23 protein-coding genes are annotated in these 18,873 nt (G+C 71.0%); 13 read left to right on the top strand and 10 right to left on the bottom strand.

The features are described from left to right. Positions 1–390 precede the first annotated feature (390 nt). The 4 genes from OG202_RS22845 to OG202_RS22830 all read left to right on the top strand — a co-directional run bounded on the left by OG202_RS22845 (position 391) and on the right by OG202_RS22830 (position 4,927). On the top strand, positions 391–597 hold the full coding sequence (locus OG202_RS22845; RefSeq protein ID WP_005486335.1) for a cold-shock protein: 207 nt from the start codon (positions 391–393) through the stop codon (positions 595–597). A 449-nt stretch (positions 598–1,046) separates the two neighbouring features. Continuing rightward, entirely contained in the window at positions 1,047–2,669 is a 1,623-nt protein-coding gene (groL, locus tag OG202_RS22840) for a chaperonin GroEL (protein WP_326581833.1), read from the top strand. A 302-nt stretch (positions 2,670–2,971) separates the two neighbouring features. Next, on the top strand, positions 2,972–4,111 hold the full coding sequence (locus OG202_RS22835; protein ID WP_328223469.1) for an NADH:flavin oxidoreductase: 1,140 nt from the start codon (positions 2,972–2,974) through the stop codon (positions 4,109–4,111). Positions 4,112–4,306: 195 nt separating this feature from the next. Further along, positions 4,307–4,927 carry a superoxide dismutase family protein gene (locus OG202_RS22830; protein WP_328223468.1) on the top strand — a complete coding sequence of 207 codons (621 nt, stop codon included), beginning with the start codon at positions 4,307–4,309 and terminating at the stop codon, positions 4,925–4,927. Positions 4,928–5,074: 147 nt separating this feature from the next. On the opposite strand, the gene OG202_RS22825 is transcribed toward OG202_RS22830, so the two are convergent. Continuing rightward, positions 5,075–5,755 (bottom strand): Uma2 family endonuclease, encoded by a 681-nt coding sequence (locus OG202_RS22825; RefSeq protein ID WP_326581840.1) that lies wholly within the window; start codon positions 5,753–5,755, stop codon positions 5,075–5,077. A gap of 59 nt (positions 5,756–5,814) precedes the next feature. Further along, positions 5,815–6,663, bottom strand: a complete 849-nt coding sequence (locus tag OG202_RS22820; RefSeq protein ID WP_327732194.1) for a hypothetical protein — start codon at positions 6,661–6,663, stop codon at positions 5,815–5,817. Between the two features lie 464 nt (positions 6,664–7,127). On the opposite strand from OG202_RS22820, the gene OG202_RS22815 reads away from it, so the two are divergent. Both OG202_RS22815 and OG202_RS22810 read left to right on the top strand, forming a co-directional pair. Further along, positions 7,128–8,087, top strand: coding sequence for an LLM class flavin-dependent oxidoreductase (locus tag OG202_RS22815; RefSeq protein WP_326581842.1), 960 nt, complete (start codon positions 7,128–7,130; stop codon positions 8,085–8,087). Next, a complete protein-coding gene (locus OG202_RS22810) occupies positions 8,038–8,655 on the top strand; it encodes a hypothetical protein (protein ID WP_326581844.1) in 618 nt (205 codons plus the stop codon). The genes OG202_RS22815 and OG202_RS22810 overlap by 50 nt, the downstream gene beginning before the upstream one ends. Here the strand turns inward: OG202_RS22810 and OG202_RS22805 are convergent. Continuing rightward, positions 8,652–8,915 carry a DUF397 domain-containing protein gene (locus OG202_RS22805; RefSeq protein ID WP_326581846.1) on the bottom strand — a complete coding sequence of 88 codons (264 nt, stop codon included), beginning with the start codon at positions 8,913–8,915 and terminating at the stop codon, positions 8,652–8,654. The two genes, OG202_RS22810 and OG202_RS22805, sit on opposite strands and share 4 nt — an antisense overlap. Next, a complete protein-coding gene (locus tag OG202_RS22800) occupies positions 8,899–9,738 on the bottom strand; it encodes a helix-turn-helix domain-containing protein (protein ID WP_326581848.1) in 840 nt (279 codons plus the stop codon). The genes OG202_RS22805 and OG202_RS22800 overlap by 17 nt, the downstream gene beginning before the upstream one ends. A gap of 114 nt (positions 9,739–9,852) precedes the next feature. Here OG202_RS22800 and OG202_RS22795 point away from each other — a divergent pair, with 114 nt between their 5' ends. Together OG202_RS22795 and OG202_RS22790 are read left to right on the top strand one after the other, a co-directional pair. Further along, positions 9,853–10,083, top strand: coding sequence for a hypothetical protein (locus OG202_RS22795; protein ID WP_326581850.1), 231 nt, complete (start codon positions 9,853–9,855; stop codon positions 10,081–10,083). After that, a complete protein-coding gene (locus tag OG202_RS22790) occupies positions 10,080–10,292 on the top strand; it encodes a hypothetical protein (RefSeq protein ID WP_328223466.1) in 213 nt (70 codons plus the stop codon). The genes OG202_RS22795 and OG202_RS22790 overlap by 4 nt, the downstream gene beginning before the upstream one ends. A gap of 73 nt (positions 10,293–10,365) precedes the next feature. Here the strand turns inward: OG202_RS22790 and OG202_RS22785 are convergent, their stop codons facing one another. Beyond that, positions 10,366–10,944 carry a hypothetical protein gene (locus OG202_RS22785; protein WP_326581854.1) on the bottom strand — a complete coding sequence of 193 codons (579 nt, stop codon included), beginning with the start codon at positions 10,942–10,944 and terminating at the stop codon, positions 10,366–10,368. Between the two features lie 167 nt (positions 10,945–11,111). Between OG202_RS22785 and OG202_RS22780 the strand changes: the two genes are divergently transcribed. Continuing rightward, positions 11,112–11,336 carry a type II toxin-antitoxin system VapB family antitoxin gene (locus OG202_RS22780; RefSeq protein WP_328223464.1) on the top strand — a complete coding sequence of 75 codons (225 nt, stop codon included), beginning with the start codon at positions 11,112–11,114 and terminating at the stop codon, positions 11,334–11,336. Beyond that, positions 11,333–11,752 (top strand): PIN domain-containing protein, encoded by a 420-nt coding sequence (locus tag OG202_RS22775; protein WP_328223462.1) that lies wholly within the window; start codon positions 11,333–11,335, stop codon positions 11,750–11,752. Before OG202_RS22780 ends, OG202_RS22775 begins: the two co-directional genes overlap by 4 nt. A gap of 51 nt (positions 11,753–11,803) precedes the next feature. Here the strand turns inward: OG202_RS22775 and murQ are convergent, their stop codons facing one another. Then, on the bottom strand, positions 11,804–12,763 hold the full coding sequence (gene murQ, locus OG202_RS22770; RefSeq protein WP_328223461.1) for an N-acetylmuramic acid 6-phosphate etherase: 960 nt from the start codon (positions 12,761–12,763) through the stop codon (positions 11,804–11,806). Positions 12,764–12,912: 149 nt separating this feature from the next. After that, positions 12,913–13,887 carry a MurR/RpiR family transcriptional regulator gene (locus tag OG202_RS22765; RefSeq protein ID WP_326581862.1) on the bottom strand — a complete coding sequence of 325 codons (975 nt, stop codon included), beginning with the start codon at positions 13,885–13,887 and terminating at the stop codon, positions 12,913–12,915. Positions 13,888–13,942: 55 nt separating this feature from the next. On the opposite strand from OG202_RS22765, the gene OG202_RS22760 reads away from it, so the two are divergent. Continuing rightward, on the top strand, positions 13,943–14,347 hold the full coding sequence (locus OG202_RS22760; protein ID WP_327729022.1) for a hypothetical protein: 405 nt from the start codon (positions 13,943–13,945) through the stop codon (positions 14,345–14,347). Continuing rightward, positions 14,344–14,637 carry a DUF4031 domain-containing protein gene (locus tag OG202_RS22755; protein WP_327729023.1) on the top strand — a complete coding sequence of 98 codons (294 nt, stop codon included), beginning with the start codon at positions 14,344–14,346 and terminating at the stop codon, positions 14,635–14,637. The genes OG202_RS22760 and OG202_RS22755 overlap by 4 nt, the downstream gene beginning before the upstream one ends. A gap of 198 nt (positions 14,638–14,835) precedes the next feature. On the opposite strand, the gene OG202_RS22750 is transcribed toward OG202_RS22755, so the two are convergent. The 3 genes from OG202_RS22750 to OG202_RS22740 all read right to left on the bottom strand — a co-directional run bounded on the left by OG202_RS22750 (position 14,836) and on the right by OG202_RS22740 (position 18,030). Next, positions 14,836–15,954 (bottom strand): GNAT family N-acetyltransferase, encoded by a 1,119-nt coding sequence (locus OG202_RS22750; protein ID WP_328224713.1) that lies wholly within the window; start codon positions 15,952–15,954, stop codon positions 14,836–14,838. Between the two features lie 29 nt (positions 15,955–15,983). Further along, positions 15,984–17,237, bottom strand: coding sequence for a Cmx/CmrA family chloramphenicol efflux MFS transporter (locus OG202_RS22745; RefSeq protein ID WP_327732196.1), 1,254 nt, complete (start codon positions 17,235–17,237; stop codon positions 15,984–15,986). A 79-nt stretch (positions 17,238–17,316) separates the two neighbouring features. After that, positions 17,317–18,030, bottom strand: coding sequence for an HD domain-containing protein (locus OG202_RS22740; protein WP_328223460.1), 714 nt, complete (start codon positions 18,028–18,030; stop codon positions 17,317–17,319). Positions 18,031–18,087: 57 nt separating this feature from the next. Between OG202_RS22740 and OG202_RS22735 the strand changes: the two genes are divergently transcribed. After that, positions 18,088–18,768 (top strand): maleylpyruvate isomerase family mycothiol-dependent enzyme, encoded by a 681-nt coding sequence (locus tag OG202_RS22735; RefSeq protein WP_327729025.1) that lies wholly within the window; start codon positions 18,088–18,090, stop codon positions 18,766–18,768. The last annotated feature ends 105 nt before the right edge of the window (positions 18,769–18,873 follow it).

The following is an 18,873-nucleotide window of genomic DNA, read 5'->3' as shown; positions in this document are numbered from 1 at the left end:
CGCCAGAGAAGCGGAGGGGGCAATTCTCTATGATTGAGCGCGGTACAGTTGGGGAACCCGGATCGATCGCCGTAGTGATTTCATGCCGGGCGCATATCTGATCGCGCCGCACGCCCTATATGAAGTAGCCAAAGTGTGCAGGCCTTTTGCGTATTTCGTTCCTTTTATGGGGCCCGACTTGCCCTGAATTCGGGCGAATTTTTCGTACATTCCCGACCGGTCGTGTCCAGAATTCTCGTCCGATTGACCTGTTGCAGAGGGCAGTTGGACAGATACATTCGGCCGCGGTCGACGCGTTCCGGCGCACACCCCCAACCGTTGGGGGGTGAGGTCTGACCCGGATCCGCGAAGTGTGGATCTGTGCAAGGGCCAGTAATAGGGGAGTTAGGCATGGCTCAGGGCACCGTCAAGTGGTTCAACGCGGAGAAGGGGTACGGCTTCATCGCGGTCGACGGTGGTGCGGATGTATTCGTCCACTACAGCGCGATCCAGATGGACGGTTACCGCACCCTGGAAGAGGGCCAGCGGGTCGAGTTCGAGATCTCGCAGGGTCAGAAGGGGCCGCAGGCGGACATGGTCCGACTCGCGGCCGGCTGAAGTACGCGCCGGGTTTAACGCAGCGACGTTCTTCGTTCTTCAAAGGAGGGCCCGCACCCTGTCCACGGGTGCGGGCCCTTCTGCGTGCCCGTGACCGGGGCGGTCCGGGCCGAGGCGCGGTCGAGGTGAGGGTCAGGCGGGGTCGAGGCGGGGTCGCGTACGGGGGCGCAGGGGCGCGTTCACCTGCGGATCACCGAGAGCCGCTTACGCCCGCCCGCCGCCCGACCATCACCCCTCGACGAGCCCGCTTCGCGGGCGCACCTTGCACTCGGGCATGCCGAGTGCTAATCATTGGCGTTAGCACTCTGAAGGTGAGAGTGACAACGAGGACCGGGTCGGTGAGGCCCGCAGGCCAAGTGGGGCAAGGAACCACGAGGCAGGCAGGCCGTCCGTCGCGGGCGCCAGCGCGGTCCGGAGCAATCCACCCCAGTCCGGGAGGACCACTTCACATGGCCAAGATCATCGCGTTCGACGAGGAGGCACGGCGCGGCCTCGAGCGCGGCATGAACCAGCTCGCGGACGCCGTCAAGGTGACGCTCGGCCCCAAGGGCCGCAACGTCGTCCTCGAGAAGAAGTGGGGCGCCCCCACGATCACCAACGATGGTGTTTCCATCGCCAAGGAGATCGAGCTCGAGGACCCGTACGAGAAGATCGGCGCCGAGCTGGTCAAGGAAGTCGCGAAGAAGACGGACGACGTAGCCGGTGACGGCACGACGACCGCGACCGTCCTGGCCCAGGCGCTGGTCCGCGAAGGCCTGCGCAACGTAGCCGCCGGCGCCAACCCGATGGCCCTCAAGCGCGGTATCGAGAAGGCCGTCGAGGCCGTCTCCGGTGCGCTGCTCGACCAGGCCAAGGAGGTCGAGACCAAGGAGCAGATCGCCTCCACGGCCTCCATCTCCGCCGCCGACACCCAGATCGGCGAGCTCATCGCCGAGGCGATGGACAAGGTCGGCAAGGAAGGCGTCATCACCGTCGAGGAGTCGCAGACCTTCGGTCTGGAGCTTGAGCTCACCGAGGGCATGCGCTTCGACAAGGGCTACATCTCGGCGTACTTCGCGACCGACATGGAGCGCATGGAGGCGGTGCTCGAGGACCCCTACATCCTCATCGCCAACTCCAAGGTCACCAACGTCAAGGACCTGCTCCCGCTCCTGGAGAAGGTCATGCAGTCGGGCAAGCCGCTGCTGATCATCGCCGAGGACGTCGAGGGCGAGGCCCTGTCGACCCTGGTCGTCAACAAGATCCGTGGCACCTTCAAGTCCGTCGCCGTCAAGGCCCCGGGCTTCGGTGACCGCCGCAAGGCCATGCTCGGCGACATCGCCATCCTCACGGGCGGCGAGGTCATCTCCGAGGAGGTCGGTCTCAAGCTGGAGAACGCGACCCTGGACCTCCTGGGCCGCGCCCGCAAGATCGTCATCACCAAGGACGAGACCACGATCGTCGACGGCGCCGGTGACACCGACCAGGTCGCCGGCCGGGTCAACCAGATCCGCGCCGAGATCGAGAACAGCGACTCGGACTACGACCGCGAGAAGCTCCAGGAGCGCCTGGCGAAGCTCGCGGGCGGCGTGGCCGTCATCAAGGCCGGTGCCGCGACCGAGGTCGAGCTCAAGGAGCGCAAGCACCGCATCGAGGACGCCGTTCGCAACGCGAAGGCGGCCGTCGAGGAGGGCATCGTCGCCGGTGGTGGCGTGGCCCTGCTGCAGGCCTCCTCGGTCTTCGAGAAGCTGGAGCTGGAGGGTGACGAGGCGACCGGCGCCAACGCCGTGAAGCTCGCCCTGGAGGCCCCGCTCAAGCAGATCGCCGTCAACGGTGGCCTCGAGGGTGGCGTCATCGTCGAGAAGGTGCGCAACCTGCCCGTCGGCCACGGCCTGAACGCCGCGACCGGTGAGTACGTCGACATGATCGCCGAAGGCATCATCGACCCGGCGAAGGTGACGCGCTCTGCCCTGCAGAACGCCGCCTCCATCGCCGCGCTCTTCCTCACCACCGAGGCCGTCATCGCCGACAAGCCGGAGAAGTCCGCCGCGCCCGCCGGCGGCGGTATGCCGGGCGGTGACATGGACTTCTGATCGACCCCGGTCGATCACCGTCCTTCAGTACCGAGGGCGGCACTCCCTGGACGCAGGGGGTGCCGCCCTCGGGCGTGTCCTGGGTCACGGCGGACGAGGGCGCGGCGGCGGAATTCCGTGGCGGGCGGGGCGGTTGTGCGGAGAGACGCTGTATGCGTGCGCATGTAGTGCATGCTCCATTCAATTCGATGCCCGCATCGCAGTACGTGTCGATGTTCCGTCGACGCCCTGTCGATGTCGACGTAGATGTCGACGCAGATGTCGATGTCGATGTCCCGACGACCTCTCCGAGGAGTCCCCACGTGACCACCGCCTCCACCTCCACCTCCACCTCCACCTCCCGCGCCGCCGAGGTGCTGTCCCGGCCCGTCACGATCAACGGTCTGACCGTTCCGAACCGGATCGCCATGGCGCCCATGACGCGGGAGTTCTCGCCCGGTGGGGTACCGGGTGCGGACGTGGCCGCGTACTACGGGCGCCGGGCGGCCGCGGGGGTCGGTCTGATCGTGACCGAGGGGACCTACGTCGGGCACGAGACGGCCGGGCACCTGGACGGGGTGCCGAGGTTCGCGGGCGAGGAGCAGCTCGCCGGGTGGGCGAAGGTCGCGGAGGCCGTGCACGCCGGCGGCGGCACCATCGTGCCGCAGCTGTGGCACATCGGGACCGTCCGGCAGCAGGGCAGGCTCTTCCCCGAGGCCCCGGTCCTCGGCCCCTCCGGCCTGCGGTTCGACGGCACCGAGGCCGAGGGCGGCCGGGCCATGACGCAGGCCGACATCGACGAGGTCATCGCGGCCTTCGCCCAGTCCGCCGCCGAGGCCGAGCGCATCGGCATGGACGGCGTCGAGCTCCACGGCGCCCACGGCTACCTGATCGACCAGTTCCTCTGGGAGCGCACCAACCGCCGTACGGACGCCTACGGCGGTGACCCGGTCGCCCGCACGAAGTTCGCGGCGGAGATCGTGGCGGCCGTGCGGGACTCCGTGTCCGCCGACTTCCCGGTCATCTTCCGCTACTCGCAGTGGAAGCAGGGGGCGTACGACGCGCGGCTGGCCGAGACGCCTCAGGAGCTGGAGGCGCTGCTGAGCCCGCTCGTGGCGGCCGGTGTCGACGCGTTCCACGCCTCCACGCGCCGCTACTGGCAGACGGAGTTCCACGGCTCCGAGCTCAACCTCGCGGGCTGGACGAAGAAGCTCACCGGCAAGCCCACCATCACCGTCGGCTCGGTCGGCCTGGACGGCGAGTTCCTCGCCGCGTTCTCCGGTGAGGGAGCGACACTCAAGGGCATCGACGACCTGCTGACCAGCCTGGAGGCCGACGAGTTCGACCTCGTCGCCGTGGGCCGCGCGCTGCTCCAGGACCCTCAGTGGGCGGCGAAGGTGCTCGACGGCCGCTTCGGCGAACTGAAGGCGTTCGAGCCGGCGGCGCTGGGCTCGCTCAGCTGAGGATCTTTCGCCAAGTCTCCCCATTACCTGGCGAGTACCTGGCGGTAGTGAGCCAATCCCGTCATATGTGTCGCTGTAGGGTCGAGACCACAGCGTCGCCAGGCACCCCAACTGCCGCTTTTAGGGAGGCAGTTGGGGTGCGTTGTTGTCTGCGACAGCTCCCCTTCACCCCCCACGAACGGGACGAGAGATCCAATGGCACGACACAAGCTCACCCTCAAGCACAAGCGGTTCATCGCGGCCGGTGCCGCAGTGGCGGCCGTCGCGGGCGGTTTCGGCGTCGCCGCGACCGCGGGCGCCAGTGAGACCACCGGGAAGAAGCCGGTGGAGAAGGTGCTCGTCAAGACGGTGTTCGCCCCGGCCGGCACCGCGGATGCGGCGCGCGCCGTCACCTACAACACCGACCTGGTGCCCGTCGCCGGGCGCGTGCAGGTCAAGGAGGAGCTGCGGCGCGACGGCGGTACGCGGATCGAGCTGCGGCTGCGGGACCTCGCCGCGAACCGTGTGTACGGCGCCCACGTGCACACCAAGCCGTGCGGCAAGCTGCCCGCCGACGCCGGGCCGCACTACCAGGACGAGGTGGACCCGAAGCAGCCGTCCGTGGACCCGGAGTACGCCAACGCCGAGAACGAGGTGTGGCTGGACGTGACGACGAACGACGACGGCTCGGCGCGTTCCATAGGCGTCGTCGACTGGCGGTTCCGGGAGGGCGGGGCCCGTTCCGTGGTGCTGCACGAGGCGGCGACGTCCACGCACGAGGGGCACGCGGGGACGGCCGGGGCGCGGCTGGCCTGCGTGAACGTTCCGTTCAAGTAGGCGATCGTGTGCCGCCCGAGCCGATCACCGGCACGGGCGGCAGGCGGAACCTCCGCCGCGCCCCTCGTCTTCGACCCGTCCGCCCACATCGGGCAGACGGTCACCGTCGCGTTCATGGGGCTGTGCCCGGGCCGGTATCGGGACGGGTCAGTCGGCGTAGTCCTTGAGTTTCTCGGTCTTGAGGGTGATGTCGACAGGGGTGGGGATCTCGACGGTTGCGCCCCAGGGGTAGGAGGGGGCTTGCTGGTAGCGACCGTCCCTCGGCTCGCTGAAGACCGTCAGGGTGTTGTTGTCGCGGTCGATGAGGAGGTAGACGGGGATGCCGGCTGCCGCGTAGCCGACCGGCTTGTCGATACGGTCGCGCTGGTCGGTGTCGCGGTCGCGGGAGGTGATCTCCACGGCCATGAGAGCGCCGTCGGGGTTGGACCACTCGCCGTCTCCCCGGAAGTGATCCACCGGCACCAGCGTGCCGTCAGTGCGCGCGCGGCCCTTGCGATAGGCCTCGGCCTTCACTCCGGACTCGGGCACGAGATCCAGGTCGGGACGGTGTTGCATGCACTGGCGCAGCAGCCACATGAAGATCGAGCGGTGGTTGCCGTCAGGCATGGCCTTGACCTTTACATTTCCGTTGATGTACTCGAGCCGCACGGTTTCGGGAGCCACGGCGGCCAGCTCCTCGAACTCGTCGACATCGAGCGGGCCGTGCCGGACGCACAGCCTCCCGCCGAGAAACTCCAGCCGGTTCCGCAGCTCCGTCGGAGCCCTGCGGACGAGTTCTTCGAAGTCCTCGACGGACATCTGCGGACGCTCGGCGGTATCAGGGGTCATGGGGTCGCCTCCTTCCTCCCATCGTGCCCCGGTGTGGTGACGACGGACCGTAGGAGCGGTCATACGGGTGTCCTTTCTCGTGACTGCTGTGACATCGCCACACGGATCTGGGCCGCGTGGGTGTGTACTGCGGCGGCGGACAGGGGCGTGTTGGGTTGAGTAGGGGCGCGTTCGCCTCGGCAGGCGCCGCACATGCCGCCCGGTAGGGCCTCGGGACGGCCCGCGATGCCGCACTTCGCGCACTCCAGCATGCGGAGGGGAGGGCGTACGGGGTCGGGGAGGGGCGCCGGTTCCGGGGGGAGCTTGGCGAGGAGGCGGGTGCGGAGGAGGGCCGCCGGGCTGTGGACCGGGGTCGGGAGGCCGGAGGTCAGGGCTTGGCGGATGGACTCGTCGGTCGCGCCGCGCTCGAACCAGGGCAGCAGGAGCGGGGCCAGTGCCGCGCAGCCCGCCTGGGAGAGGGAGAGTGCGGGGGCCTCCCGGCCCAGCGCGGCGAGGAGGATGTGGGCCCGGGAACGGGTGGGGGCCTTCTCCGGCACCTGCCCCGGCACCTGCCCCGGCTCCTGCGGTACGTCGCCCCGCGTGAACCTCGCCCACCAGCCGTCGTCCCGTGCCGTCCGGGAGAACCACGATCGGGTGATCCAGCGGGAACCTCCCGAGCCGACCTCGATGGACTCCCGGCCCCGGCGCAAGTGGCCCGCCTCCTGGAGCCTGTTGAGGGCCGTGCGCAGCGCGCACTGTCCGTACGGGAGTGTCTTGGCCAGCGTTTTCACGGAGATGTCGGCGCCGTCGGGGAGGCGGTCGATGTACGCGGCGACGGCTGCTTCGCGGGGTGGGAGGTCGGCGAAGTCGTGGGCCGTGCGGGGGTGTTGGTCGGGGGCGGTGCGTTTGCCGTAGCCCGGGTTGGCCATGGGGTGGGGGCGCGGAGGGTGCGGGTCCGCGTGCGCGGGCAGGGAGGCAGCACTAAGGTTGGCATCAGCCATGGGATCGAACCGTGTCTTTCGATCTCGTAGGTCAAGCCCCCGCCGGTGTTGGTAGCACCTGGCGGGGGCTGTTTCGTCTGCGGGCACGGTATCAGCATCGTCACCGTGCGTGGCAAGTCGAACGCGTCAAGTCAACTCGCCGGGTGGGGGGGGGTGAGGCCCGCCTCCCGTTCCTTGAAAAGAGGGCTCGGAGCTGGGGGCTTGAGCTTCGGGGGCGTTAATTCGGTCGCCGGGGGGTGGGGCGGCTGAGTACTGTGGCGCCACTTCGACGATCACGCTCTCCAGAAGGACGCCGCAGAACGGGAGCGGGCGCACACGCACACGTGCGTGGCCAGGAAGCGGGCGGCAGTGATTTTGCCCTGCCCTTCCACCGCTCACAGGAGTGTTCCGCCATGAGCCCCGTTTCCGTACCCGCACGCATACCCGTCGGGCTCGGTCTGCCCGTCGACGACCCCGCCGGCCTGCTGACCTGGGCCCGGCTCGCTGAGGAGAGTTCGTTCAGCACGCTGGGACTGCTCGACCGGCTCGTCTACGACAACCCCGACCCGCTGGTCACGCTGGCCGCCCTCGCCGGGGCGACGAGCCGCATCCGCGTCCAGACCGAAGTCCTGCTCGCCCCGCACTACAACACCGCCATCCTCGCCAAGCAGACGGCCACGCTGGACCGGATCTCCGGCGGGCGCTTCACCTTCGGCATCGGGATCGGCGGGCGGGAGGACGACTGCCAGGTCGCCGGCATCGACATCCGGCGGCGCGGGCGTCGGCTCGACGAGCAGCTGGAGCAGTTGCGCTGGGCCTGGTCCGGGCAGCCGTACGCGGAGGGCGTCGGGCCGATCGGGCCGCTCCCCGCGACCCCCGGCGGCCCCGAGGTCCTGTTCGGCGGCTTCGCCCCCGCCGCCCTCGAACGCGTCGCGCGCTGGGGCGACGGCTTCCTCGGCGCGGCGCTGCCTCCGGCCCACATGGACCGGATGTTCCGTGAGGTCGAGACCGCCTGGGAGAACCACGGGCGGGCCGGGCGCCCGAAGCTCGTGGCCCAGGCCAGTGTGGCGATCGGTGGGCCGTCGGTGATCGCCGACGCCCGCGCCAACCTGCTGCGGTACTACGCCTTCACCGGGCGCGCGGAGTACATGGCCGAGGGGCTGCTGACCACGCCGGAGGCCGTACGCGGCGCGGTCGACGCGTTCGCCGGGATCGGGGCGGACGAGGTGGTCCTGTATTGCTGGTCCTCGGACCCCGCCCAGATCGGCCGTCTCGGTGAAATGCTGTTCGATCAGGAGAAGTTGTTGACGGACGGGGGATCTGGTGGGCAAGAGACGTGTGCGGAAACTGCTGCGGAAGATGGAGAGCGGTGAGCCCGTGGAACTCGTCGTCAGCATGACGACGATGAAGGGGCTCACCCGACTCGCCTTCATCGCGCAGCAGTTCGGGTACGAGTACGCGGACCTGAACCTGAACGACAACAGGTTCGCGCTGCGCGTCGTGCCCGACCCGAGCCGGGAGGGCCGGGAGCGTGCCGCGCGGAACCGGGAGCGGTATCCCGAGGCAGGGGACGGGGGCTCGCTGCCGCCCGTCGTGCCCGCCGAAGCCGAACTTCTCAAGGCCCGCATGGTGTTCGACCTCGGGCACCAGTTCACCGACAAGCAGCGGATGGCCATCTCGGGTCTCGGCTTCACCGCGCTGGTCGCGGCGATCGCGTTCCGGTTCGCGGACGGCGCCACCGGTGTCGTCATCGCCGTCGGCGTCTGGGCCGCGCTCATGGGCCTGGTGTACTTCGGGCTCGGCTACAGCCGACGCCGCACCGCCAGGTATGCCGCCCGGCTCCAGGCCGCCGGGTTCACGCCGGTGACCGACCAGGTCGGGCGGCTGCGGTATGTGCCACCGGGCGGACGGCTACCGGGGCACGGCAACCCGTTCGCCTAGCGCGACTTGAGGTCCTCGACGAACACGGACCACACCTCGGCCCGGAACACGAGCTTCGGGCCGAGGGGGGTCTTGGAGTCGCGCACGGGGATGTGGGTGGGGTGGCCTTCGGCGACTTCCAGGCAGTTGCCGCCTCCGCCCTCGCTGTACGTCGACTTGCGCCAGCGGGCGACCTCCAGGCAGTCGCCGCCACCGCCGCCGCTGTAACTGGACTTGTGCCATATGGCGGCGCTCAGGTCGTGGTCAGGGATGTTCCTCATGGGCATAATCCTGCGCCAACGCCTCGATCAGGGCCAGGGACTTCTCAGGCGGGAGGGCGGAGGCCGCGAGTAGCTCGAAGGTGAGCCGCAGCTGGCTGACGAGGGCTGGGTCGTCCTCCAGCCGTCCGACACGGACGCCCTCGAAGTAGACCAGCGGAGGGGCGTCGTCGAAGTCCATCAGCTTCAGCGCGCCTTCCATGGCCGTGTGCGCTCCCGCGCTGAACGGCAGTACCTGCACGATGACCCGGCTCCGGCGGGCCAGGCCCGCGACGTGAGTCAGGGCTTCCTCCATCACGGCACGGCCGCCGGTCTCTCGGCGTAGCGCGGCTTCGTCAAGCACCGCCCACAGCAAAGGTTTTGTTGGATCGTCGAGGAGCCGGGTCCGTGCGATCCGTCCCTCCACCCACCCCTCGATGGTCTCCTCCGGCGCTGTCGGGGCGTAGGCACGGTTCACGGCTCGTGCGTACGCGGGCGTCTGGAGCAGTCCGGGGATCAACATCGGCGTGTACTGGCGGATCGCCGTGGCCAGCGCCTCCGCCTCCGCTGCCTCTGCGAAGTGCTCGGGATAGCGGGACTTGGACGCCGCCTTGCAATTGCGGCTGAAGAAGTCCCCCGTCTCCAGCGCCACATCGATCAGCCGCGCGATCTCCGGCTGCAGGCGTCGTACGGCCGACTCCAGCTGGCCCACGAACGACCCGCTCACGAACAACCGCTGGCCCAGATCATCCTGACTGAGCCCCGCCCGCTCCCTCGCGTGGCGCAGCTCGGCGCCGAGCAGCGCCCGGGGTGACGACGACGGGTCGAGGTCCTTCGGTCCTGGCATGGCCGCAACTTCCTGTCCAGCAGTCCCCCTGTTGGGGCGTCGTATCTGGCCAGGCTAGAGGCCCCTCGGCCACGCTGTGTGGTGAATCGGCAACCCAGCGTGGAGGAAGCGGACGTGAAGAACAGAGCGGCGGCGAAGGGGCGGAGCACAGTGCGGACGACCGAGGAAGCCGTGGAGCAACTCGACCAGGCCCTGCGCGGAGTCGGCATCGTGCTCCCGTCACTGCGCGTGGACCCGGTGACCGGGGCCAGTGAACTGCCCTACCCGCTCGTCGAGTTGGGGTGCTGCAACCTCCAGGTCGCCGCCGACCTCGCCGCCGTGCTGCGGAAGGCGGCTCGGACGTGACCGCCCCGCAGCGGTCGTACGTCGTGGACGTACGGGACGGGCGGCTCGGCGAGGTGATGGGCCGGGAGGGCGGTTACGTGCAGTTGCGGCCGGTCGGGGGCGGCCGGGAGTGGGACTGTCCGCCGGACACCCTGCGGGAGGCGACCCCGGGGGAGGTGCTGCGGGCCCGGGTGCGGCGGGTCAACGAGGAGGGGCGGCTGCCGTGTTGAGCCGTTGCGGCGTCGGGGCGTCCAGGACGGCCGGGCTCCTGGGCCGAGACCGGGGTGGCCTCTCGTCCCCTCGCTACAGATTGCCCAGCGGCTCGATGTCCACCCGGACCGGCTCGCCCCAGATGCGTGTCACGTCGTAGTCGGTGAACTCCTGGACCAGGCGGTAGGCGATCGCGGGGCGGGGGCCCCGGCGCTGCGCGGCGAGGTAGAGCTCGGCCTCGCGGCGGTCGCGGCGGGGGGTGCCGCAGAGCTGCCAGACCTGGCCGTTCCACGCCTCCGGGAGCCAGCGCTGCTGGGGCTGGGGGCGGTCGTCCCGTACGCCGTAGCGCGAGGGGGTCGGGGTGGCGGGGCCGGCGGGGCGGGCCGGGCCGTAGCTGTCGTTCAGCTGGGTGCGGCGGGCGGCTCGGCGGCGGGTCTCGCAGAGCAGGCAGCGGTCGGGGGCCTCCTCGTCCACCGGGCCGTTCGGGTGCTCGGCGCAGCGGGTCGTCGGGGCGGCCGTCGTGACCGTCTCGTCCAGCAGCTCCAGGGCTCGTCTGAGGTCGGCCTTCACCTCGTGCAGCCGGGCGTCCGGGGTGTCGGCGTTCAGCGCGTCGCCGTGCTCCCCGAGGAGACGCAGGGCGCGGCCGAGGGCGGTGAGCTGCGCGTGGTTCACGGGCGCGGTCCTTCCCGGGGAGGCAGGGGAGACAGGGGAGACATCAGCGATCCCCACCACCGTGCCACACGCCACTGACAGTCCCCCGAAGGTCGGGCTCAACCTCGGAGGGGTATGTACATTCCATGAGGGGATTACCGGAAATTCTGTACATCGCGGGAGGCCGCATGTCTCTGACACACATCGACATCGACGATGAGGCGCTGGAGACCGCGAAGCGCCTGGGTGGGCACCGGACGAAGACCGCAGCGGTGGCGAAGGCGCTGGAGGAGTACAACATGCGGCTTCTGCGCGCCACCGCCCACGACAAGTACTTCGAGCTTGCCCAGGAGTGGGACATCGAAGGGGCCGAGGCCGCGCACCGTGCGGACAAGGAGGCCCACCGCGGGTGAGCGGCTACCTGCTGGACTCGTCGGCCCTGTGGCGCCTGCTCCGGGACCGGCGTCTTCACGAGGCGTGGCGCCCCGTCGTCATGGACGGCGACCTCCGGTCGTGCTATCCGCAGCGGGCGGAGTTCCTGCGCTCGGCACGCGGCCTCAAGGAGTACGAGGCGTACAGCGCGATGTTCGCCGAGCTCTACGACGACGTCTCCGTCCCGGAGGGCGCGCCCCACTGGATCGGCGGGCTACAGCTGCGGGCCGCCGAGCGAGGAGAGCAGCAGGCGCTGTCCGCTGTCGATCTGCAGATCTGCGCCACCGCCGCTCACCACGGTCTCGTCGTCCTGCACGACGACAGGGACTTCGTGACGGCTGCTCGCCTGGCGGTCGAACTCCGTCAGCTCGACGTGCGCCGAGGGCCGCCGCCGTAGAGAGCTGATGCGGTGTCGGCTCCGGGGGCACCCGCCTGTGCCCGCGGAGCGTCAGCCCGTCGTCATCGCCGCCGCCAGAGCCGCCCGCAGGTGTCCCTCGTTCTCCGTCAGCAGGCGGGTCGCCGTGCTCGGGTCCACGCCGCTCAGGATGGTGAGGATGGCGTTCTTCACCTGGCCGCCCGAGGCGGTGAGGGCCGTTTCGATCTCGGTGTCCGTCGCGCCGGTGGCGAGGGCGACGATGCGGTGGGAGCGGGCGCGGAGCTTGTCGTTGGTGGCCCGGACGTCGACCATCAGGTTCCCGTAGGTCTTGCCGAGACGGATCATGGTGATCGTCGAGAGCATGTTCAGGACGAGCTTCTGGGCCGTGCCCGCCTTGAGGCGCGTCGAGCCGGTGACCAGTTCCGGGCCGACGACGATCTCGATGCCGTGATCGGCCGCCGCGGCGAGCGCGCTGGCCGTGTTGCAGGACACGCCGACCGTCAGCGCGCCGGTCGCGCGCGCGTGCTCCACCGCGCCCACCGCGTACGGCGTGCGACCGGAGGCGGAGACGCCGACCACCGTGTCGTCGGGCGTCAGCGCGAGCGCGTCGAGGTCGGTCCGGGCCAGCTCCGCCGAGTCCTCCGCCCCCTCGATCGAGGTGACCACGGCCTCCCGGCCGCCCGCGATCAGGCCCACCACCTGCGAGGGTGCCGTGTTGAACGTCGGCGGGCACTCGGACGCGTCCAGCACGCCCAGCCGGCCCGCCGTGCCCGCGCCCGCGTAGATCAGCCGGCCGCCCCGGGCCATCCGCTCGGCGATGGCGTCGATCGCCGCCGCGATCAGCGGCAGCTGCGCGGAGACGGCCGTCGGCACGGCGGCGTCCTCGGCGTTCATCAGCTTCGCGATGTCGAGCGTGGGCAGCTGATCGATGTCGGCCAGCTCCGGGCGGAACGCCTCGGTCGTCAGCGACTCCAGCTCGGCGCGCACGGAGAGATGGTGGGGGAGGGCGGAGGCGTGGGGGGAAGTGGCCATGGTGACTCATTCCGTACGGTGCGGTGCGACTGTGCCTTCGGGGCAGACGCGGTGGTGGTCCGCGGGTTCGTCGTGGTCGATCGCGCTCCGCGGCGCAGCCGCGGAGGTCACGGTTCCGTGCCCTGACGGGGCGCTCGTCCCCGGCCCACCTACCGCGACGGCCCCCCGACCCGGTGCCGATGCGCCAACGCCTCGTAGGACGCCGACAACGCGGGCGCCGCCGACTCGTACGTCCGTTGCGCCACGCCGACGAACAGGCAGTCCACCACCAGCAGTTGACTCGTCCGGGACGACATCGCCGCCGGCCGCAGCTCGCTCTCCCTGGCCGTGGACGTCGTCAGGACGTGATCGGCGTACTGGGAGACCGGTCCGTCCGGCCGCCCGGTGATCGCGATCGTCGTGGCCCCGTGGTCGAAGGCGACCCGCAGCGGCTCGATGACGTCGCCCGTCGAGCCGGAGTGGGTGATCGCTATGGCCACGTCCTTCGCGCGGAGCTGCACCGCGTTGGTGACGGCGAGGTGCGGGTCGCTGTGCGCGTGCGCTATCAGCCCTATGCGGAGCAGCTTCTGCGTGAGGTCCTGGGCGACCAGCCCGGACGCCCCGACACCGTAGATGTCTATGCGGCGGGCCCCGGCGAGCGCGCCGACCGCCGCGCCGAGCTGGACCATGTCGAGTCCGGCCGCCGTGTCCGCGAGGGTCTGCTGCTCGTCGTACGCGAGCTTGGCGACCACGTCGGGCAGCGGGTCGTCGACCGCGATGTCGGCCGTGACCGAGGGCGCGCGGCCCGATTGCTGGTGGGCGGCGAGGCCGGCGAGGGCGAGGCGCAGGTCGCGGTAGCCGGGGTAGCCGAGGAGGCGGGCGGTGCGGACGACCGTCGCCTCGCTGGTGCCGGTGAGAGCGGCGAGGCCGGTGACCGTGAGCGCCGCGCAGCCCGCGGGATCGCTCGCGACGGCCTCCGCGACCCGCTGCATGGAACGGGTCATGGAGGGGGCCAGCGTCCGTACCTTCGCCGCGAGGGCGGCGGGGGCGGGCGGCGCTCCCGCGGTGCCGCTCTTCCCTCCGGGCGAGCGACCCGGGGACCGGCCTTCCGCAGGTGCGGAAATTTCCTTCACTTCATCGCTCACCTTATGAAAGATATTTTCTTTCCGGTCGTATGGTCAAGGGCCGCACAATGGATGCATGAGTCCCAGCAGTGACCCCGTGAGCCCCCTCGGCCCCCTTGAGCAGGCGCTGCACGCCGCCCGCGCCCTCGTGCTCGCCGACCTGGCATCCGGCGAGGTCGCCGACGCGGACATCGTCTCGATGGTCGAGGACTCCGTCGTCCAGCGCCGCTGGTGGGTCGAGCAGTGGCCGGACGGCGCGGCGTACGTCGCCGGGCTCGTCGCCCAGGACGTCCAGGACGCCCTGCTCGAACGGTACGGCCGCTGGCCCCTCTGCCCGGTCTGCGGCGTCGGCGACCCGCACGCGCTCGACGTCGAGCCCGAGCTCGGGCCCGATCCGCAGTGGGTGTGCCACAAGGCCGGGGTGCGGGTCGCGGCGCTGGGGACGCTGGGCGCCGCGTCCGGAGGGGCCCCGTCCCCGTGACCCTCTACATCGACCCGCCCACCTGGCCGGGGCACGGGCGCATGTGGTCCCACCTCGTCAGCGACGCGTCCTTCGACGAACTGCACGCCTTCGCCGGGCGGTTGGGCATCCCCGAGCGGGCCTTCGAGCGCGACCACTACGACATCCCGTCCCACCGCTACGAGGCGGTCGTGCGGGCGGGTGCCGTGGAGGTGGGCTCGAAGGAGTTGCTGCGCAGACTGACGGAGGCGGGGCTGCGCAGGCCCAAGCGGCGGGGACCACGGCGTGAGGGGTCGGGGACCACGGCCTGAAGGGGTCGGGGCCCATGCCTGAGGGGGCGCGGGCCATGGCCTGAAGGGTCGGGGACACACCTGAGGGGTTGCGGGCCACGGCCTGAGAGGTCGCGGGCCACGGTCTGAAGGGCCGGGGCACTCGACACCGCTCGGGCCCCGGCGTACGTCAGGCGCGCGGACCGAGTCGTACGTCAGGCGCGCAGGCGGAGTTGTACGTCAGGCGCGCAGGCGGAGTTCGTACGCGAACTGCTCCCCGTCCGCCCCGTGCTCCCCGTCGCCCCAGTCGTCGCTGACCTTGTCGAATCCGGCCCGCGAAAGGACGTTCTGGGACGGGGTGTTGACCTTGTCGACGACCGCGAACAGCGACCGTACGTCCCCCGGCTCCCGGCTCCGCTCCCGCGCCCAGCCGGCCAGCGCGCGCACCGCGTCGGTCATGTGACCGCGCCCGCGCGCCCCCTCGACCAGGTCGTAGCCGATCTCGACGCGGCCCTCCTCGTCCGGCGCGCCGTGGTAGCCGAGCGCGCCGACGGCGAACCCGTCCTCCTTGCGTACGAGCACGAACATGCCCCACTCCGGCCGGTGCACCCCCGCCTCGTAGGCCTGGAACACCATGCCCGCGCCGACCCGGGTCCCCTCGACCGGCCCGCCCGCGATCCACTCGAAGCCGCCGGTGCCGCCCTCGGCGAGATCGGCCGCGGCGGCCGGGTGGACGCCCTGCAGGACGACGTTCTCGGCGTCGATGTGCAGCGGATTGCTCCAACGCCACTCCGTGACCGGCGCGCGCCCCGGCAGCTCGCCCCGGCCGGTGGCCCACAGCAGGGTCGTCCAGGGGTCGTCACCCGGCCTGACGTGCGGGAAGAGGCGGGCGAGCACGGACTCGCACAGTCCGAGCCCGGCGGGCGGCACGGCCGCGGACGCCGGGAGCCCGAGGCCCTCCGCGATGTCGTGCGTGTGCAGCAGCACCTCGGCGACACCCATCGCCGCGAAGCCCTCACGGTCGGCGGCGCGGAACGGGTACGGGTGGAAGGCGCGGACCGAGCGGGGGGTGGTGTGGACGGCGGCCGTGAGCAGGGCGCCGGTCGTGCGGATCACCTCCAGCACGTCGGCGTTGTTCTCGCACTCCGCCATGTCGATCTCGAACGGTACGTAGCGTGCCGTCGGCCGCCCCGCCAGCTGCCCCGCGTACGCGATCAGGTCCGACGCGATGTGGTCGGCGGTCTCCCGGCAATCCCACTCCAGCCGACCGGCCTTGACGCCCTTCCAGTCCTGGTCCACCACCGTCCCCAGCACCGTCAGGCCGTGTTCGACGGCTTCCTGAACCTGTTCCCCACCCATTGGTCGCATGGCGGCGAGGATAGGCGGGCTCAGACGTCCGTACGTACCGGATTTACGGCGCTGTCACCGCTCCCGGCCACGAGCCGGGAGGCCCGCGTACGCCGGTGGAGGCGCAGCGAGACGGCCGTGGTGCCGATGGCGGCCGCGGTGATGGCGCCGCCCGCCCAGGCCGTGGAGGCGAAGCCGTGGCCCGCGTCGATGACGACGCCGCCGACCCAGGGGCCACCGGTGTTGCCGAGGTTGAACGCGGCGGTGGTGGTGGCGCCGGCGAGGGTCGGGGCGGCACCGGCGACGTTGAACAGACGGGCGTTGAGGGCCGGGGCGGTGTAGAAGCAGGACACCCCGAGGAGGAAGGAGAGCAGGACGGCGGCGACGGCGGACTCGGCGAGCAGCGCCAGGGCGACGAGCAGCACCGTGGACGCGGCGGTACCGGTGAGCAGCACCCCGAAGAGGTGCGCGTCCGCGATCCGTCCCCCGACCGCCGTGCCGATCAGCGCCCCGATCCCGAACAGCGCGAGAACCGTCGGCACCCAGCCGTCGTCCAGCCCGGCCACGTCCGTGAGCAGCGGCGCGAGATAGCTGAACGCGCAGAAGACGCCGCCCGCGGCCAGCGCCACGATCGTGATGGAGAGCCAGACCTGGGGTTCGCGGTAGATCCGGGCCTCTCGGGCGAGCCGGGGCCGCTGGTCGGGCAGCGGGATGGCCGGTACGAGTGTCACGACCCCGACGAGCGCGATCGCCGAGGCCACCGCCACCGCCCAGAACGCCGACCGCCATCCGAAGTGCTCTCCGAGGAAGGCCCCCGCCGGAACCCCCAGCACATTGGCGATCGACAACCCGCCGATCATGATGGCCAGGGCGCGGGCCCGCGCGTTCACCGGCACCATCGCGACGGCCACGGCCGCCCCGACCGCCCAGAACCCGGCGCAGGCGAGCGCGCTCACGATCCGGGAGGCGAAGAGGACGGCGTAGGTGGGGGCGAGGGCCCCGGCGACCTGCCCGAAGCCGAAGATCGTGATCAGCGCGACGAGGGTCGTACGCCGGGGGAGGCGCAGTGTCGCCACCGCCAGCAGCGGCGCCCCGATCACCATCCCGATCGCGAACGCCGAGATCAGCAGCCCCGCCCGTGGGATGGACACGTGCATGTCCTCGGCGATGGGCGGCAGCAGCCCCGAGAGCATGAATTCGCTGGTCCCGAGCGCGAAGACGGCCAGGCCGAGGACGTAGACGGAGAGGGGTACGCGGAAACGGGCATGGTCGGGAGCGGTGGCGGATGAGGACATATTCATGGGCAACAGGCGGTCACGGGGTCGCATTCCTTCCCCCGGACAGGGCCGGGAAGTCGGTCTCGTCAGTCCTCCGTCAGTCCTCCGTCAGTCCGGTCAGCTCCGCCCGCAGGTTCTCCCGGGCCCGGCCCTCCCACTCCCGCTGCCCGTACGGCGTCCTGAACAGCCGGGGCAGATCGAGCAGTTGGCGCAGCACAGCCGCCCGGCCCGCCCGGAACGCCTCGTCCGGCACGAACCCGTACTCCGCCCGCACGGCGGCGGCATAGGCGGCGTACGCGTCCGGTGCCGATGCCAGGATCGCGAGATCCGCGTCGCACAGCACCTGCCCGTTCGGGTCGTCGTCGGCCGGATCATGGGTGACGGTCAGCAGCACCAGCCGCACGACCTCCGCCACCTTCTCCTGCGCGACTCCGGCCTCGCGCAACGCCCGCTCGGCGAGCCGCGCCGACCGCTCCTCGTTCGTCGACCGCTCCGGCAGATACACGGCGTCGTGGAACCAGGCCGCCAGGCGGACGAGATCCGGGTCCGCCGCGTGGTCCTCCAGCACCTCGACGCGGTCCAGCACCGCCGTCAGGTGATCAAGGGTGTGGTACTTCCGCTGGGGCTCCGACCACCGCTCGATCAGGTTGTCGGCATACGGGGACGGCGGGGGATCGCAGGCCCCGTCCCGGGCGGAGAGCAGCGCGGGGAGCCAGCGGTGGCGAAGGGCTTCCCGGCGGGCCGCGTCGACGCCGGGGACGCCGGGGACGTCGGAAGCGCCGGAAGCGTCGGAGGTGTCAGGGTCGGGCATATACGCATTGTGCCTGTGCTGTGCACACAGCGGGCCTCTCCCCCTAGCGTGGATCCCATGACGACTGTGGCTGATACACACGACGTACGGGACCCCGGACTCCCCGCGCGGCTGCTGGCCGGTGAGCGGGACGTGCTGGTGCCGCTGTTGCGGGGGCGGCCGGAGGGGGACTTCTCGGCGGGGACCTGTTGTCCGGGGTGGACCGTGCGGGATGTGCTGGCGCACTGCTCGGCCGCGCTGTCGCGGGTGGTGGAGGGGCGGTTCGAGAAGGGCGTGTTCGGCCCGGAGTCGAACGACCGGGACATCGCGGAGCGGGGCGAGTGGTCCGTCGCGCGGATCGTGGACGAGCTGGAGCGGGGCATGACCGACGCGGGCCCGGTCATCGCCGAGGCCGGCGGCGTGCTGGACGGGGTCGCCCTCGGGGAGTGGGTGCACGCCGGTGACGTCCGCGAGGCCTGGGGCCTGCCCGACGCGTACGGCGGCGCTCAACTCGCTCCGGCGATCGAGCTGTTGACCCATCTCACCCGGGCGCGCGGCACCCGCCCCCTGCACGCCGACCTCGACGACACCGACGAGCCCCTGCTGCTCGGCGCCCCGAGCGGCGAGGCGCCGCCCGCGCGCTACCTCGGGGACGCCACCACCCTCGTACGGCTCTACTCGGGGCGCCGCCCACCCGCCGGCACGTCGTACGAACTGGCCGGCGCGACCGAGGCCGAGCTCAACCTTTACGCCGTCTGACGGTAAGCGGATGGTCGTCGGGTGCACGAAGGAGCACCTGGCCGAGCTGGTCGAACAGTACAAACACCCGGCCATTCATCGACCCCCGGCTCCGGGCCGGGAAGA

The sequence above is a fragment of the Streptomyces sp. NBC_00310 genome (assembly GCF_036208085.1).
Taxonomy (GTDB): Bacteria; Actinomycetota; Actinomycetes; order Streptomycetales; family Streptomycetaceae; genus Streptomyces.
The sequence above is the reverse complement of the archived record's forward strand: the minus strand, read 5'-3'. Positions and strand labels throughout refer to the sequence as shown.

Excerpts from the sequence above, each read along its gene's own strand:
- OG202_RS22845 (WP_005486335.1), top strand. The coding sequence starts at position 391 with ATGGCTCAGGGCACCGTCAAGTGGTTCAACGCGGAGAAGGGGTACGGC.
- groL (WP_326581833.1), top strand. The coding sequence starts at position 1,047 with ATGGCCAAGATCATCGCGTTCGACGAGGAGGCACGGCGCGGCCTCGAG.
- OG202_RS22830 (WP_328223468.1), top strand. The coding sequence starts at position 4,307 with ATGGCACGACACAAGCTCACCCTCAAGCACAAGCGGTTCATCGCGGCC.
- OG202_RS22825 (WP_326581840.1), bottom strand. The coding sequence starts at position 5,755 with ATGACCCCTGATACCGCCGAGCGTCCGCAGATGTCCGTCGAGGACTTC.
- OG202_RS22820 (WP_327732194.1), bottom strand. The coding sequence starts at position 6,663 with ATGGCCAACCCGGGCTACGGCAAACGCACCGCCCCCGACCAACACCCC.
- OG202_RS22815 (WP_326581842.1), top strand. The coding sequence starts at position 7,128 with ATGAGCCCCGTTTCCGTACCCGCACGCATACCCGTCGGGCTCGGTCTG.
- OG202_RS22805 (WP_326581846.1), bottom strand. The coding sequence starts at position 8,915 with ATGAGGAACATCCCTGACCACGACCTGAGCGCCGCCATATGGCACAAG.
- OG202_RS22800 (WP_326581848.1), bottom strand. The coding sequence starts at position 9,738 with ATGCCAGGACCGAAGGACCTCGACCCGTCGTCGTCACCCCGGGCGCTG.
- OG202_RS22780 (WP_328223464.1), top strand. The coding sequence starts at position 11,112 with ATGTCTCTGACACACATCGACATCGACGATGAGGCGCTGGAGACCGCG.
- murQ (WP_328223461.1), bottom strand. The coding sequence starts at position 12,763 with ATGGCCACTTCCCCCCACGCCTCCGCCCTCCCCCACCATCTCTCCGTG.
- OG202_RS22760 (WP_327729022.1), top strand. The coding sequence starts at position 13,943 with ATGAGTCCCAGCAGTGACCCCGTGAGCCCCCTCGGCCCCCTTGAGCAG.
- OG202_RS22750 (WP_328224713.1), bottom strand. The coding sequence starts at position 15,954 with ATGGGTGGGGAACAGGTTCAGGAAGCCGTCGAACACGGCCTGACGGTG.
- OG202_RS22745 (WP_327732196.1), bottom strand. The coding sequence starts at position 17,237 with ATGTCCTCATCCGCCACCGCTCCCGACCATGCCCGTTTCCGCGTACCC.
- OG202_RS22740 (WP_328223460.1), bottom strand. The coding sequence starts at position 18,030 with ATGCCCGACCCTGACACCTCCGACGCTTCCGGCGCTTCCGACGTCCCC.
- OG202_RS22735 (WP_327729025.1), top strand. The coding sequence starts at position 18,088 with ATGACGACTGTGGCTGATACACACGACGTACGGGACCCCGGACTCCCC.